Annotated in this window: 16 protein-coding genes; 12 read left to right on the forward strand and 4 right to left on the reverse strand. The window is 70.3% G+C overall.

The window, feature by feature from the left end:
* Positions 1 to 2: 2 nt before the first annotated feature.
* Entirely contained in the window at positions 3 to 416 is a 414-nt protein-coding gene (locus ACG04Q_RS03250; protein ID WP_394509380.1) for a GNAT family N-acetyltransferase, read from the reverse strand.
* A gap of 139 nt (positions 417 to 555) precedes the next feature.
* Here ACG04Q_RS03250 and ACG04Q_RS03255 point away from each other — a divergent pair, with 139 nt between their 5' ends.
* The 5 genes from ACG04Q_RS03255 (at position 556) to ACG04Q_RS03275 (ending at position 5,596) form a co-directional block, all read left to right on the forward strand.
* Positions 556 to 1,488, forward strand: a complete 933-nt coding sequence (locus ACG04Q_RS03255) for an N-acetylmuramoyl-L-alanine amidase (protein WP_394509381.1) — start codon at positions 556 to 558, stop codon at positions 1,486 to 1,488.
* Complete coding sequence (locus tag ACG04Q_RS03260) at positions 1,488 to 2,501, forward strand: ABC transporter permease (RefSeq protein ID WP_394509382.1); 1,014 nt, start codon at positions 1,488 to 1,490, stop codon at positions 2,499 to 2,501. Before ACG04Q_RS03255 ends, ACG04Q_RS03260 begins: the two co-directional genes overlap by 1 nt.
* Entirely contained in the window at positions 2,501 to 3,394 is an 894-nt protein-coding gene (locus ACG04Q_RS03265; RefSeq protein WP_394509383.1) for an ABC transporter permease subunit, read from the forward strand. Before ACG04Q_RS03260 ends, ACG04Q_RS03265 begins: the two co-directional genes overlap by 1 nt.
* Positions 3,395 to 3,702: 308 nt before the next feature.
* Entirely contained in the window at positions 3,703 to 4,653 is a 951-nt protein-coding gene (locus ACG04Q_RS03270) for an ABC transporter ATP-binding protein (RefSeq protein WP_394509384.1), read from the forward strand.
* On the forward strand, positions 4,646 to 5,596 hold the full coding sequence (locus tag ACG04Q_RS03275; RefSeq protein ID WP_394509385.1) for a peptide ABC transporter ATP-binding protein: 951 nt from the start codon (positions 4,646 to 4,648) through the stop codon (positions 5,594 to 5,596). The genes ACG04Q_RS03270 and ACG04Q_RS03275 overlap by 8 nt, the downstream gene beginning before the upstream one ends.
* Positions 5,597 to 5,615: 19 nt before the next feature.
* Here ACG04Q_RS03275 and ACG04Q_RS03280 read toward each other — a convergent pair whose 3' ends face one another.
* From ACG04Q_RS03280 to ACG04Q_RS03290, 3 genes are all read right to left on the reverse strand, one after another.
* Positions 5,616 to 5,867 (reverse strand): glycine zipper domain-containing protein, encoded by a 252-nt coding sequence (locus ACG04Q_RS03280; RefSeq protein WP_394509386.1) that lies wholly within the window; start codon positions 5,865 to 5,867, stop codon positions 5,616 to 5,618.
* Between the two features lie 160 nt (positions 5,868 to 6,027).
* Entirely contained in the window at positions 6,028 to 6,327 is a 300-nt protein-coding gene (locus ACG04Q_RS03285) for a PsiF family protein (protein WP_394509387.1), read from the reverse strand.
* An 82-nt stretch (positions 6,328 to 6,409) separates the two neighbouring features.
* A complete protein-coding gene (locus ACG04Q_RS03290; RefSeq protein ID WP_394509388.1) occupies positions 6,410 to 7,756 on the reverse strand; it encodes a serine/threonine-protein kinase in 1,347 nt (448 codons plus the stop codon).
* A gap of 30 nt (positions 7,757 to 7,786) precedes the next feature.
* On the opposite strand from ACG04Q_RS03290, the gene ACG04Q_RS03295 reads away from it, so the two are divergent.
* From ACG04Q_RS03295 to lptB, 7 genes are read left to right on the forward strand one after another with little or no spacing between them, the layout of a single operon-like run.
* Positions 7,787 to 8,185, forward strand: a complete 399-nt coding sequence (locus ACG04Q_RS03295) for a VOC family protein (protein ID WP_394509389.1) — start codon at positions 7,787 to 7,789, stop codon at positions 8,183 to 8,185.
* A 54-nt stretch (positions 8,186 to 8,239) separates the two neighbouring features.
* Complete coding sequence (argS, locus tag ACG04Q_RS03300; RefSeq protein ID WP_394509390.1) at positions 8,240 to 9,943, forward strand: arginine--tRNA ligase; 1,704 nt, start codon at positions 8,240 to 8,242, stop codon at positions 9,941 to 9,943.
* Complete coding sequence (locus tag ACG04Q_RS03305; protein ID WP_394509391.1) at positions 9,940 to 10,614, forward strand: SPOR domain-containing protein; 675 nt, start codon at positions 9,940 to 9,942, stop codon at positions 10,612 to 10,614. Before argS ends, ACG04Q_RS03305 begins: the two co-directional genes overlap by 4 nt.
* A gap of 26 nt (positions 10,615 to 10,640) precedes the next feature.
* The gene (locus ACG04Q_RS03310) at positions 10,641 to 11,303 is read left to right on the forward strand and encodes a thiol:disulfide interchange protein DsbA/DsbL (RefSeq protein WP_394509392.1); all 663 of its coding nucleotides are present in this window, start codon (positions 10,641 to 10,643) and stop codon (positions 11,301 to 11,303) included.
* Positions 11,300 to 11,962 (forward strand): thiol:disulfide interchange protein DsbA/DsbL, encoded by a 663-nt coding sequence (locus ACG04Q_RS03315; protein ID WP_394509393.1) that lies wholly within the window; start codon positions 11,300 to 11,302, stop codon positions 11,960 to 11,962. The genes ACG04Q_RS03310 and ACG04Q_RS03315 overlap by 4 nt, the downstream gene beginning before the upstream one ends.
* A gap of 45 nt (positions 11,963 to 12,007) precedes the next feature.
* Positions 12,008 to 12,610, forward strand: a complete 603-nt coding sequence (gene lptA / locus ACG04Q_RS03320; RefSeq protein ID WP_394509394.1) for a lipopolysaccharide transport periplasmic protein LptA — start codon at positions 12,008 to 12,010, stop codon at positions 12,608 to 12,610.
* The gene (gene lptB, locus ACG04Q_RS03325) at positions 12,610 to 13,365 is read left to right on the forward strand and encodes an LPS export ABC transporter ATP-binding protein (protein WP_394509395.1); all 756 of its coding nucleotides are present in this window, start codon (positions 12,610 to 12,612) and stop codon (positions 13,363 to 13,365) included. The genes lptA and lptB overlap by 1 nt, the downstream gene beginning before the upstream one ends.
* Positions 13,366 to 13,427: the final 62 nt, after the last annotated feature.

Below are 13,427 nucleotides of genomic sequence, written 5' to 3' on the forward strand. Positions count from 1 at the left end.
CGTCAGGCGGCGGGCCGCTTCCAGGCCATGCCCAGCGTGGCCGGCGCCGTCGGCACGAAGCCAAACTGCGCGTACAGCGCATCGGCCGGCACGTCGGCCAGCAGGCTCACGTAGCCGCCCTCGGGCACGTGCTCGCGCAGCCACGCGGCGATCTCGGCCATCAGCCGCTTGCCCAGCCCCTGGCCCTGGTGCGCGGGCAGCACGGCGATGTCGACGACCTGGAAGGCCGTGCCGCCATCGCCGATGACGCGGCCCATGCCGACGGGCTCGCCGTCGTGCAGCAGCTGCACCGCGAACAGCGTGTTGGGCAGGCCGCGCGCGGCGGCCTCGGCGGACTTGGGGCTCAGGCCCGAGGCCACGCGCAGGTGGCGGTAGGTGTCGGCCGAGGGCGTGGCGTGCAGCATCGTGTAGGTCATGCCCCATTCTGGCCAGCGCGCAGGCCATGGCCTGCGGTCATACCTGCATGGCGCTTCGACATGGCTGCTGCGGCTTGACCCTCGGTCGGCGGGCGCGGGGGCGCTGCAACAATCCGGGCCTGGCCACGCCCGCCCCCGCATGAAGTTCACCTCCGCCCTCACCGCCGCCCTGGCCCTGCTGCTCAGCGCCTGCGCCAGCGTCGCACCGCCGCAGCAGCCGCCCCAGCCCGCCACGCCCGCGCCTGCCGCCACGTCCCCGGTGGCCGCGCCGCCGGGCATCACCGTGCGCGCGCCGCGCATCGACCGCAGCTACACGTCGCAGAACCAGGACAGCCGCGCGCTCTACATCGTGCTGCACTACACCGTCATCGACTGGGAGAAGTCGCTGAAGGTGCTGACGACCGGCGGCCAGGTGTCGGCCCACTACCTGGTGCGCGACAACCCGGTGGCCAGCTACGCGCTGGTGGACGAGAACCGCCGCGCCTGGCATGCCGGCGCCAGCTTCTGGGCCGGCAACACCAACCTGAACTCGGCGTCCATCGGCATCGAGATCGTCAACGCCGGCTACACCGACACGCCGGCCGGCCGCGTCTACGCGCCGTTCCCGCCGGCGCAGGTGGAGGAAGTCATCGCGCTGGTGCGCGACATCCAGCAGCGCCACAACGTGCGGCCCGAACGCATCATCGGCCACGCCGACATCGCGCCCGGCCGCAAGCAGGACCCCGGCCCCATGTTCCCGTGGAAGCAGCTGGCCAACGCCGGGCTCATCCCGTGGCCCGACGGCCCGTCGGTGGCCGTCAAGCAGCTGGAGCACGAGGTGGCACCGCGCGACGTGGCCTGGCTGCAGGACCGCCTCGCGCGTATCGGCTACAACGTGTCGCGCTCCGGCCAGCTGGACACGCTGACCAAGGAAGTCGTCGCCACCTTCCAGATGAAGTACCGGCCACGCGACATCTCCGGCACCGTGGACGCCGAGACGGCCGCGCTCATCGACGTGGCGTCCACGCCCGCGCTGATGCGGGTGGCCGGCGCCGCCGAGGGCGAAACGCGTCCCTACACCTCGCGCTGGTGATGCTGGGCTTCCTGCTCAAGCGCCTGGCCACGCTGGTGCCGACGTTGATCGGCATCACGCTGGTCGCGTTCAGCCTGATCCGCCTGGTGCCCGGCGACCCCATCGAAGTGATGATGGGCGAACGCCAGCTGGACGCCGAGACGCACGCCGCGCTCGTCAAGCGCATGGGGCTGGACCAGCCGCTGCCCGTGCAGTACGCGGACTACGTCGGCAAGCTGCTCAAGGGCGACCTGGGCGAGAGCCTGGTGAGCCGCGAGCCGGTCAGCCGTGAGTTCGTCGCGCTGTTCCCCGCCACCGTCGAGCTGGCCACCGCGGCGCTGGTCTTCGCGGTGGGCTTCGGGCTGCTGCTGGGCGTCAGCGCCGGCCTGAAGCGTGGCTCGCTGCTGGACCAGGGCGTCATGGGGCTGGCGACCGTGGGCTACTCCATGCCGGTGTTCTGGTGGGGGCTGATCCTCATCATGTTCTTCAGCGTGCAGCTGGGCTGGACGCCGGTCAGCGGCCGCATCGGCATCGAGTACGACCCGGTGCGCGTGACCGGCTTCATGCTCATCGACGCGGCGCTGAGCGACGAGGAAGGCGCGTTCAAGTCGGCGTTGATGCACCTCGTACTGCCGGCGCTGGTGCTGGGCACCAGCACGCTGGCGGTGGTGGCGCGCATGACGCGCTCGTCGATGCTGGAGGTGCTGCGCGAGGACTACGTGCGCACGGCCCGCGCCAAGGGCCTGTCGCCCACGCGCGTGGTGGTGGTGCATGCGCTGCGCAACGCGCTGATCCCGGTGCTGACGGTGGTAGGCCTGCAGACCGGCAGCCTGCTGGCGGGCGCGGTGCTGACCGAGACGATCTTCAGCTGGCCCGGCATCGGCAAGTGGCTGATCGACTCCATCGCGCGGCGCGACTATCCCGTCGTGCAGGCCGGCATCCTGATCTCGGCGCTGACCTTCATCGGCGTGAACCTCGTCGTGGATGTGTTGTATGGCGTGGTGAATCCGCGCATCCGCGGAGGCGGTCACTGATGAGCGCCGTGCTGATCGAACAACAACCGCCCGGCCCGCTGCGCGAGTTCTGGCAGGGCTTCACCGCCAACCGCGGTGCGTTTGTCGCGCTGGTCGTCTTCGCGCTGATCGCCCTGGCGTCGCTGTTCGCGCCGCTGTTCGCGCCGCACGATCCCATCGAGCAGTACCGCGACTTCATGCTGACGCCGCCCGTCTGGGCCGAGGGCGGCAGCACGCGCTTCCTGCTGGGCACCGACGAACTGGGCCGCGACATGCTGAGCCGGCTGCTCTACGGCGGCCGCGTGTCGCTGGGCATCGGCCTCGCGGCAGTGGCGCTGTCGCTGCTGCCGGGCGTGCTGCTGGGGCTGCTGGCGGCGTTCTTCCAGCGCTGGCTGTCGCCGGCCATCATGCGCGTGATGGACATCGTGCTGGCGCTGCCGGCGCTGCTGCTGGCCATCTGCGTCATCACCATCCTGGGCCCCGGCCTCGTCAACACGGTCATCGCCATCGCCATCGGCGCGCTGCCGGGCTATGTGCGGCTGACGCGCGCCGCGGCGCTGGCCGAGATCGGCCGCGACTACGTGACCGCCAGCCGCGTGGCCGGCGCCGGCGTGTGGCGGCTGATGTTCATCACCGTGCTGCCCAACTGCATGGCGCCGCTGATCGTCAACGCGACTTTGAGCTTTTCATCGGCGATCCTGGAGACGGCGGGCCTGGGCTTCCTGGGCCTGGGCGTGCAGGCGCCCACGCCGGAGTGGGGCACGATGCTGTCGGCCGCGCGGGACTACATCACGCGCGCGTCGTGGGTGGTCACGCTGCCGGGGCTGACGATCCTCGTCACCGTGCTGGCCATCAACCTGATGGGCGACGGGTTGCGCGATGCGCTGGACCCGAAGTTGAAGAAGGTGGCTTGAATGACTGCCAGGCCCGCAAGCCGTTCGCCACGAGGTATTCCTCTTCCCCCCTTGAGCACCGCCGGGAAACGCAAGGCCCGAAGCCCGCGAGCGCAGCTCGCCTCAAGGACTGACTCGCGACGACTGTCTGAGCAGAGCGTAGCGGCGCGAGTTCGGCGCGGGGCTTCGGGCCTTGCGTTTGCCGGGAACCCCGAAGGGGCGGTGCGGTCGGGGGTCGTTTCTTTGGTTACTTTCTTGTCGACACAAGAAAGTGACTCGCCCGCGGGGGCGAACTCCCCGCTGGGCCTGGCCATCAACACAAAGCAGCGATGAGCCTCCTCCACATCAAGAATCTCCGCGTCAGCTTCGGCCAATTCCCCGCCGTCGACGGCGTCGACCTGCAACTTGACCCAGGCGAACTGCTGGGCATCGTCGGCGAATCCGGCTCCGGCAAGTCCGTCGGCATGCTCGCGCTGATGGGCCTCATCGACGCCCCCGGCAAGGTGACGGCCGACGCCATCGAGTTCCAGGGCCGCGACCTGCTCAAGCTCTCGCCGAAAGAGCGACGCCAACTCATCGGCCGCGACGTCGCCATGGTGTTCCAGGACGCGCTGACCAGCCTCAACCCCAGCTACACCGTCGGCGCGCAGATCGCCGAGGTGCTGAAGACCCACCTGGGCCTGAGCGGCAAGGCGGCCAGGCAACGGGTCATCGAACTGCTGGAGCAGGTCGAGATCCCCGACGCCGCCAACCGCGCCGACGCCTACCCGCACCAGCTCTCCGGCGGCATGAACCAGCGCGTGATGATCGCGATGGCCATCGCCTGCTCGCCCAAGCTGCTGATCGCCGACGAGCCAACGACGGCGCTGGACGTGACCATCCAGGCCCAGATCATGGCGCTGCTGCTGAGGCTGCAGCGCGAGCAGGGCATGGGGCTCATCATGATCACGCACGACCTCGCGGTGGTGGCCGAGATGGCCCAGCGCGTCGCCGTCATGTACGCCGGCCAGATCGTCGAGACCGGCCCGGTGCCCGACCTGTTCGACGCGCCGCGCCACCCGTACACGAACGCGCTGCTGGCCGCGATTCCCGAGCACAACCGCGGCGCCAAGCGGCTGTCCGCGCTGGCCGGCATCGTCCCGGGCGCGCTGGACCGGCCCGCCGGCTGCCTGCTGTCGCCGCGCTGCCCGCGCGTGCAGCCGCGCTGCGTGGCTGAGCGGCCCGCGCTGGAGGCCGGCGTGCGCTGCTTCTACCCGGTCGAGGAGGTCGCGCATGTCTGAGCTCCTCCTCCAGGCGCAGGACCTGACCCGCCACTACAGCGTCAGCCGCGGCCTGTTCAAGCCGAAGGCGACGGTGAAGGCGCTGAACGGCGTCAGCTTCACGCTCGCCCCGAGAAAAACACTCGCCGTCGTTGGCGAGTCCGGCTGCGGCAAGAGCACGCTGGCCCGGCAGCTGACGCTGATCGAGCCGCCCACGCGCGGCACGCTGAAGATCCGCGGCGTCGACACCGCGGGCGCCGACGTGAAAGCGCTGCGCCGCGACGTGCAGATGGTGTTCCAGAACCCGTTCGCGTCGCTGAACCCGCGCAAGACCATCGCGACGACGCTGGCAGAGCCGCTGCTCATCAACACGCCGCTGTCCGCCGCCGAGCGGCAGGAGCGCGTCGAGGCGCTGGCCACCAAGGTGGGCCTGCGGCCCGAGCACCTGCGCCGCTACCCGCACATGTTCTCGGGCGGCCAGCGCCAGCGCATCGCGATCGCGCGGGCCATGATCCTGAACCCGGGCATCGTCGTCGCCGACGAGCCGGTCTCGGCGCTGGACGTCTCCATCCAGGCGCAGATCCTGAACCTGTTCATGGACCTGCAGGACGAGTTCGGCACCGGCTACGTGTTCATCTCGCACAACCTGTCGGTCGTGGAGCATGTGGCGGACGAGGTGATGGTGATGTACCTCGGCGCGGCCGTCGAAGTCGGCGACAAGCGCACGCTGTTCGCGTCACCGCTGCACCCCTACACGCGGGCGCTGATGAGCGCGACGCCGGCGCTGCGAAAGGCCGACCGGCGCGAGCGCATCGTCATCCACGGCGAGCTGCCCAGCCCGCTGAACCCGCCGACGGGCTGCGCCTTCCACAAGCGCTGCCCGCTGGCGCTGCCGCGCTGCGCGCAGGACACCCCGCAGCTGCGCGACGTCGACGGCCGGCGCGTGGCCTGCCACGTGGTCTGAGTACGGCCGGGCCGCGGCCTCAGTGGCCGCGCTTCTTCGAGACTTCGTTGCCGACGACGCCGCCGGCTGCGGCGCCAATGGCCGCGCCCGCGGTCGTGCCGGTCACCGCGCCGCCGATGACGGCACCAGCCGTGGCGCCGACGACGGTGCTGGTTTCACGTGGCGACATGCCGGCGCAGGCGGTCAGCGCCAGCGTGGCGGCCGCGGCCAGCGAAACGACGGTGACGCGCCAGTAGACGGCGCCGGATTGGGAAGTGAGGGGGGCGTTCATGGTCGGGCTCCTGGTGATGGACTTGCCATGACGCCACTGTGAGCGCCGCGCAACCCGCCCGGGGCCGGCCGCCGGCGCACGCCCGTGTCGGACGAAATCCCGGCCCACGCTCGGAAAAAAAGCCACCCGCGGGTGGCTGCTCCGGTGGGTCAGCGCCGGCTCACTTGGGCGCCGAGGCGGCGTCGGCCGTGCACTTCTTGATGTGGGCCTTGGCGGCCGCGCCGTGCAGCTTCTTGTCGGCAGCGGACTTCTCGCAGGCGGCATTGGCCGGCGCGGCGTCGGCGGCGCCCTTGGCGGACAGGCACTCCTTCATGAAGGCCTTGCGCTCGTCGCCCTTCTTGTCACCGGCGTCCTTGTTGCAGGTCGCCATCTTGGATTGCTGCGCGGTGGGCGCCTTGTCGGCGGCCTGCACGCCCAAGGCGGCGAAACCGAGCGCGATGGCGAGGGTGAAGCGTTTCATCGGGGAACTCCTTCCTGGGGGAAATTGAGGGTGCCGGGTCATTCAAGCACGGCACCGTGACGCTGCCAAGCGGGCCGGGCCCTCACAGGATGCGTCGCGGATGCGCCAACGCCTCGTGCGCGGCATGCAGCCGGCGCACCAGCACGCGGATGAAGGCGCGGTCGAAGCGGTGCTGGCACTCGGGGCTGAGCTGGCCCAGCGTCTCGGGCTCGAAGCAGATGGTCGTGCACTCCTGCGTGACCTTGATGTCGGTGCTGTGCTTGCGCAGGTCGGGGTTGGGCGCCAGGTAGGCCATCTCGCCCACCGACGTGCCCTGCCCCAGCGTGGCGACGAGCCGGTTCTCGCGGTGCACGTTGACCTCGCCGCGCGCAATGATGTGGAAGCTGCTGCCCTCCTGGCCGCGCCGGAACAGCGCATGGCCTACGGGATAGCGCCGCCAGCGCGCGCGCCGCACCACCTCCCACAGCTGCACGTCGCCGAACTCGGCGAAGAACTCCAGCGCCCGCAGCATGTTGAAGCGCTCCGAGTCGCGCACCTCGCCCAGCCGGTTCATCGGGATCTGCTGGCTGGACACCAGGCTGGAGAGCGCCTGCGCGAAGCTGTCCCAGTCGGGGAAGCGCTCGTGCGGCGCCTTGGCCAGCGCGCGCTGCACGACGGCGTCCAGCGCCTCGCTGACGCCCTCGCGCTGGCCCATGAGTGGCAGCGGCGCCTGATGGTAGATCTGGTGCATCAGCGCCATCTGGTGCGGCGCGTCGAACGGCGGGCGGCCGCCGATGAGGTGGTAAAGCACGGCGCCCAGCGCGTAGATGTCGGCGCGGCAGTCCACGTCGCCGCCCTCGATCTGCTCGGGCGGCATGTAGGCCAGCGAGCCGACGCGGTGGATCTGCGTGGAGTCGGCATGCAGGTTCAGCGCCGAGCCGAAGTCGCTGACCTTCACGTCGACGACCTGGCCCGAGCCGTCCAGCACGGCCAGCAGGTTGGCCGGCTTCACGTCGCGGTGGATCAGCCCCTGGCGGAACACATAGCCCAGCGCCATGGCGCACTTGAAGGCCACTTCGACGATCTGGTCCAGCGGCAGCAGCCGGTCGCTGCGGCAGAAATGCTTCAGCGTGACGCCGGGCACGTACTCCATGACGAGGTACGGCGACGCGTCCTCGGCCACGGCGTCCAGGATGGCGACGACGTTGGGATGGTGCAGCCGCCCGGCCAGCGCGGCCTCGGCGCTGAAGAAGCGGTTGCTGAAGTCGCTGCTGGGCGCGTCGGGCACCGGGGCCCAGCTGCGCATGCGCTTGACGGCGACCTCCTGGTTCTGGAACGGGTCACGGGCCAGGAAGACATCGCTGGTCGCGCCCTCGCCCAGGCGGCGGAGCACCTGGTAGCGGCCGATGTGGGAAGGCAGGTCGTCTGCGGAAGCGCTCACGCAGGGCATGATACGGGCCGCCCCTGGAGGTGCAGCCCCTTGTTCTCCCATGTCTTTGTCGCCACAAACGACTTCGAGCGCGCCCTGGCGTTCTACCGCCCGCTGATGGCGCTGCTGGGTGTGGCCGAACGCTTCTGCGACCCGTCCAGGCCCTGGGCCGGCTGGCAGAGCACCCCCGGCCCGCGCCCGCTGCTGGTGCTGGGCCGGCCGTTCGACGGCGGCCCGCACGCGCCCGGCAACGGCCAGATGGTGGCGCTGCTGGCTGCCAGTCGCGCGCTGGTGGACCAGGCGCACGCCACCGCGCTGGCCTGTGGCGGCACCTGCGAAGGCCCGCCCGGGCTGCGGCCGCAGTACCACGCGCACTATTACGGCGCCTATTTCCGCGACCCGGACGGCAACAAGCTGTGCGTCGCGTGTCACGAAGCGACGGCCGGATGAGTCGGCGCGCCGGGCGGCCCGTGCGTTCAGGGCGTGCCTCCTAAAATCGCCGCCATGATCCAAGCCAAGCAGGCGCTGCTCGCCGCACTCGCCGACTCCCTCCAGGAAATCGCCCCCGGCTCGAACGCGCCGGCGGCCTTCGAATCCCCCAAGCAGGCCGCCCACGGCGACTTCGCCTGCACGGCCGCCATGCAGCTGGCCAAGCCGCTGAAGGCCAACCCGCGCGAGCTGGCCACGCGCCTGATCGCCGCGCTCGAAGCCAAGCCGGCCTTCCAGCAATGGGTGCAGTCGCTGGAGATCGCCGGCCCCGGCTTCATCAACATCCGCCTGAAGCCCGCCGCCAAGCAGGCCGTCGTCGCCGAGGTGCTGGCCGCCGCCGACAAGTTCGGCCATCGCGCCGCCACGGGCAAGCATGTGATGGTGGAATTCGTCTCGGCCAACCCGACCGGCCCGCTGCACGTGGGCCATGCCCGCCAGGCCGCTCTAGGCGACTCGCTGTGCTCGGTGTTCGAGAGCCAGGGCCACGACGTGACCCGCGAGTTCTATTACAACGACGCCGGCGTGCAGATCGCGACGCTGGCCAACTCCACGCAGATGCGGCTGAAGGGCTTCAAGCCGGGTGACGCCGAGTGGCCCGAGGCCGCCTACAACGGCGATTACATCCAGGACATCGCCGACGCCTTCCTCAAGAAGGAAACCGTCAAGGCCGATGACCGCGAGTTCACCGCCTCGGGCGACGTGAAGGACCTCGATGGCATCCGCCAGTTCGCCGTGGCCTACCTGCGCCATGAGCAGGACCTGGACCTGCAGGCCTTCGGCCTGAAGTTCGACAGCTACTTCCTGGAGAGCAGCGTCTACGCCGGCGGCCAGCTGGAGAAGACCGTCGAGCGGCTGGTGGCCAGCGGCAAGACCTACGAGGAAGGTGGCGCGCTGTGGCTGCGCACCACCGACTACGGCGACGACAAGGACCGCGTCATGCGCAAGAAGGAAGGTGGCTTCACCTACTTCGTGCCCGACGTGGCCTACCACATCAACAAGTTCGAGCGCGGCTACACGCAGTGCATCAACATCCAGGGCACGGACCACCACGGCACCATCGCCCGCGTGCGCGCCGGCCTGCAGGCCGTGGACCTGGGCATCCCGCAAGGCTTCCCGGACTACGTGCTGCACAAGATGGTCACGGTCATGAAGGGCGGCGAGGAGGTCAAGATCTCCAAGCGCGCCGGCTCCTACGTGACGCTGCGCGACCTGATCGACTGGACCAGCCGCGACGCGGTGCGCTTCTTCCTCATCAGCCGCAAGGCCGACACCGAGTTCGTGTTCGACATCGACCTGGCCCTGAAGCAGAACGACGAGAACCCGGTGTTCTACGTGCAGTACGCGCATGCGCGCATCTGCTCGGTCATCCGCAAGTGGGGCGGCGACCTGTCCACGCCGGCCGACCTGAGCCTGCTGACCGCGCCGACGGAAGAGGCGCTGATGCTCAAGCTCGCCGCCTACCCCGACATGCTCAGCGCCGCCGCCGCCGGCCTGGCGCCGCACGACATCGCGTTCTACGCCCGCGACCTGGCCGGCGCCTACCACGCCTACTACGCCGCCGAGCGCGTGCTGGACCAGGCCCCCGAACTGACCCGCGCCCGCGTGGCGCTGCTGGCAGCCACCCGCCAGGTGCTGGCCAACGCCTTGGGCATGCTGGGCGTCAGCGCGCCCGAGCAGATGAGCCGCGACATCGCTGAAACCACCCCGGAGACCGAATGAGTTCTGCATCCAAGCCCGCTGGCCAGAAGAACCAGAAGGGCGGCTTCGTCCTGGGCCTCATCGTCGGCCTGCTCGTCGGCCTGGCCGTCGCGCTGGGCGTAGCGCTGTACATCACCAAGGTGCCCATCCCGTTCGTCAACAAGGTGCCGCAGCGCACCGCCGAGCAGGACGCCGCCGAGGCCGAGCGCAACAGGAACTGGGACCCCAACGCGCCGCTGGCCGGCAAGGGCGCCCGCAGCGCCAGCGGCGTGGTGGCCGCGCCGCCCGCGGTGACCGCGCCGCCGCCGGCCACCACCAGCGCCAGCGCCGCCGTGGCTGCGGCCAGCGCCGCCGCCGCGCTGCCGCCGGTCACGACGGCCCAGCCCAAGCCGGTGGCCCCCAAGGCCGACGCGCCTGCCTCCGCGCCGGCGCCCGCCGCCGCCGCGGGCGCCGATGCCTATGTCTACTTCGTGCAGGCCGGCGCGTTCACGCGCCCGGAAGAGGCCGAGGCCCAGAAGGCCAAGCTGGCCATCCAGGGCTTCACCGCCAAGGTCATGGAGCGCGAGCAGAACGGCCGCACCGTCTACCGCGTACGCCTGGGGCCCAACGACACGCGCGAGGCCGCCGAAGACCTGCAACGCAAGATTGAGGGGGCTGGCTTCGAGGCCAACCTCGTTCGTGTACAACGCTGAATCCCTGCCCCGAGGACTTTGACGCCATGAAGCGCCGCGACTTCTCCGCCCTGCTCGCCACCACGCCGCTCGCCGGCGCCGCCGGCACCGCGCTCGCCCAGGGCGGCCCTGTGGAGGGCCGCCACTACACGGTGGTATCGCCGGCCCTGCCGACGCCGCCGGGCAAGATCGAACTCATCGAGTTCTTCTGGTACGGCTGCCCGCACTGCTACGCGTTCGAGCCGCTGGTGGAGAACTGGAGCCGCCAGCTGCCGGCCGACGTCAGCTTCCGCAAGGCCCACGTGGCCTTCCGCGCCAACCTGAAGCCGCACCAGCGCATGTTCTACGCGCTGGAGGCGCTGGGCAAGGAAGTGCAGGCCCGGCCGGCCATCTTCGCGGCCATCCACCAGCAAGGCCAGATGCTGGACGATCCCAAGAGCCAGGCCAAGTTCCTGAGCAACCTGGGCGTGGACCCGGCCAAGTACCAGGACGCCTACAACTCCTTCGGCGTGCAGAACAAGTGCACGCAGGCCGACAAGCTGTCCGATGCCTACCGCATCGACGGCGTGCCCAGCCTGGGCATCGGCGGCCGCTTCCTGACCTCGCCGGCCCTGGCCGGCGCCGGCCAGCGCCTGCCCGAGCAAGAGTCCGGCCAGCGCGCACTGCAGTACACCGAGTTCCTCCTCCAGCGCGTGCGCAACAAGACATGAAACGACGTGACGTTACCTTCGCGCTGGCCGCCACCGGCCTGGCTGCCACGGTGCCTGCCGCCTTTGCCCAGGGCGGGCCGGTGGAGGGCCGCCAGTACGTGCGCCTGGGCCAGGCCCTGCCCGGCACGCCGGGCAAGGTGGAGGTCATCGAGTTCTTCTTCTACAAGTGCCCGCACTGCTTCGCGTTCGACCCGCTGCTGGAGGCCTGGCTGCACCAGTTGCCGGCGGACGTGGCATTCCGCCGCGTGCCGGTGGGCCAGCAGGCGATGCTGAAGCTGCACGCGCGCATGTATTACGCGCTGGAAGCCATGGGCGCACTGACGCCGCAGGTGCATGCCGGCATCTTCAACGCCTTCCACCGCGCAGGCATGGACGCCAATGACGAGGCGGCCGTCGTCGCGCTGGTCGGCAAGCTGGGCGTGGACACGCCCAAGTTCAAGGCCGCGTTCTCTTCCTTCGGCGTGAACGGCAAACTGGCCCAGGGCCAGAAGCTGGCCGAGCTGGCAGGCGTGGACGGCGTGCCGGCGCTGGTCGTCGGCGGACGCTTCCGCACCGCGCCCAGCATGGTCGGCTCGCCAGGCCAGAGCGAGGCGGCCCAAGGCCAGCAGGCGCTGGCTGTGGCAGATTTCCTGATCAGGTTGTCGCGAGGGAAAGGCTGAGGCCGGTTTCAGGCCCATAGAATGGCCTGCAACTTCCGTGCCGCCATGCTGTCCCGCCTACCCCTGCTGCTCCTCGCACTCGCTGCCTGCGCCGCCCACGCGGAGAAGGGCGACCGCACCAAGCCCATGATCTTCACGTCCGACCAGCGCGGCTCGGTCGACGGCGTGAACCAGCGCACCGAACTGCAGGGCAACGTCGTCATCACCCAGGGCAGCCTGGTGCTGCGCGCCGAGAAGGTGGACGTGCGCGAGACCCGCGACGGCTACATCCAGGCCTACGCCAATGGCGCCACCGGCAAGCCGGTCACGTTCCGCCAGGGGCAGGACAAGCCCGGCGAGTCCATCGAGGGCGTGGCCGACCAGCTGGAATACGACACCCGCACCGAGACCATCCGCTTCATCGGCAGCGCCACGATGCGCCGCATGCGCGGCAGCACGGTCACCAACGAAGTGTCTGGCGCCGTCATCCTGTACGACAGCCGCAGCGAGGTGTTCACGCTGGAAGCCGGCAACACGTCGCCCAACCCCAGCGGCCGCACCCGCATCGTCATCATGCCGCCCGCCCAGCCGGACGACCCGGCGTCGGCGCCGGCCTCCGGCCTGCCGCTGAAGCCGTCCACGACGCTGACGCCGGGCAAGGCCTCGTGATGGCGCAGGCCTGCACGAGCCGGCTCGAAGCCGAGGGCCTGGCCAAGAGCTACGGCGTCCGCAAGGTCGTCAAGAACGTGCATGTGCGCGTCGACTGCGGCGAAGTCGTCGGCCTGCTGGGCCCCAACGGCGCCGGCAAGACGACCAGCTTCTACATGATCGTGGGCCTGGTGCGCTCCGACGCCGGCGTCATCCGCATCGACGGCGCCGAGGTGCAGCGCCAGCCCATCCATGCCCGCGCGCGGCTGGGCCTGTCCTACCTGCCGCAGGAAGCATCCATCTTCCGCAAGCTGACCGTGGAGCAGAACATCCGCGCGGTGCTGGAGCTGCAGCAGGACGAGCGCGGCAAGCCGCTGTCCCGCGCACGCATCGATGAGCTGCTGAACGGCCTGCTGCACGACCTGTCCATCGACGGCCTGCGCGACAGCCCGGCGCCGGCGCTGTCGGGCGGCGAGCGCCGCCGCGTCGAGATCGCCCGGGCGCTGGCAACGCAGCCGCGCTTCATCCTGCTGGACGAGCCGTTCGCCGGCGTGGACCCCATCGCCGTGCTGGAGATCCAGCGCATCATCGGCTTCCTGAAGGCCCGAGGCATCGGCGTGCTGATCACGGACCACAACGTCCGCGAGACGCTGGGCATCTGCGACCGCGCCTACATCATCAGCGAGGGCGCCGTGCTGGCAGAAGGCACGCCGGACGAGATCGTGGCCAACGCCGATGTGCGCAAGGTGTACCTCGGCGAAAATTTCCGGATGTAGGGATGGTGAGCCGCTCGCCCATCCTCGCGGCGCTGAACGCGCGCGACTCCGGTCGGTCCCCC

Origin of the sequence: Pelomonas lactea (genome assembly GCF_043555885.1) — a bacterium.
GTDB lineage: Bacteria > Pseudomonadota > Gammaproteobacteria > Burkholderiales > Burkholderiaceae_C > Pelomonas > Pelomonas lactea.

Excerpts from the sequence above, each read along its gene's own strand:
- ACG04Q_RS03250 (WP_394509380.1), bottom strand. The coding sequence starts at position 416 with ATGACCTACACGATGCTGCACGCCACGCCCTCGGCCGACACCTACCGC.
- ACG04Q_RS03255 (WP_394509381.1), top strand. The coding sequence starts at position 556 with ATGAAGTTCACCTCCGCCCTCACCGCCGCCCTGGCCCTGCTGCTCAGC.
- ACG04Q_RS03260 (WP_394509382.1), top strand. The coding sequence starts at position 1,488 with ATGCTGGGCTTCCTGCTCAAGCGCCTGGCCACGCTGGTGCCGACGTTG.
- ACG04Q_RS03265 (WP_394509383.1), top strand. The coding sequence starts at position 2,501 with ATGAGCGCCGTGCTGATCGAACAACAACCGCCCGGCCCGCTGCGCGAG.
- ACG04Q_RS03270 (WP_394509384.1), top strand. The coding sequence starts at position 3,703 with ATGAGCCTCCTCCACATCAAGAATCTCCGCGTCAGCTTCGGCCAATTC.
- ACG04Q_RS03275 (WP_394509385.1), top strand. The coding sequence starts at position 4,646 with ATGTCTGAGCTCCTCCTCCAGGCGCAGGACCTGACCCGCCACTACAGC.
- ACG04Q_RS03280 (WP_394509386.1), bottom strand. The coding sequence starts at position 5,867 with ATGAACGCCCCCCTCACTTCCCAATCCGGCGCCGTCTACTGGCGCGTC.
- ACG04Q_RS03285 (WP_394509387.1), bottom strand. The coding sequence starts at position 6,327 with ATGAAACGCTTCACCCTCGCCATCGCGCTCGGTTTCGCCGCCTTGGGC.
- ACG04Q_RS03290 (WP_394509388.1), bottom strand. The coding sequence starts at position 7,756 with ATGCCCTGCGTGAGCGCTTCCGCAGACGACCTGCCTTCCCACATCGGC.
- argS (WP_394509390.1), top strand. The coding sequence starts at position 8,240 with ATGATCCAAGCCAAGCAGGCGCTGCTCGCCGCACTCGCCGACTCCCTC.
- ACG04Q_RS03305 (WP_394509391.1), top strand. The coding sequence starts at position 9,940 with ATGAGTTCTGCATCCAAGCCCGCTGGCCAGAAGAACCAGAAGGGCGGC.
- ACG04Q_RS03310 (WP_394509392.1), top strand. The coding sequence starts at position 10,641 with ATGAAGCGCCGCGACTTCTCCGCCCTGCTCGCCACCACGCCGCTCGCC.
- ACG04Q_RS03315 (WP_394509393.1), top strand. The coding sequence starts at position 11,300 with ATGAAACGACGTGACGTTACCTTCGCGCTGGCCGCCACCGGCCTGGCT.
- lptA (WP_394509394.1), top strand. The coding sequence starts at position 12,008 with ATGCTGTCCCGCCTACCCCTGCTGCTCCTCGCACTCGCTGCCTGCGCC.
- lptB (WP_394509395.1), top strand. The coding sequence starts at position 12,610 with ATGGCGCAGGCCTGCACGAGCCGGCTCGAAGCCGAGGGCCTGGCCAAG.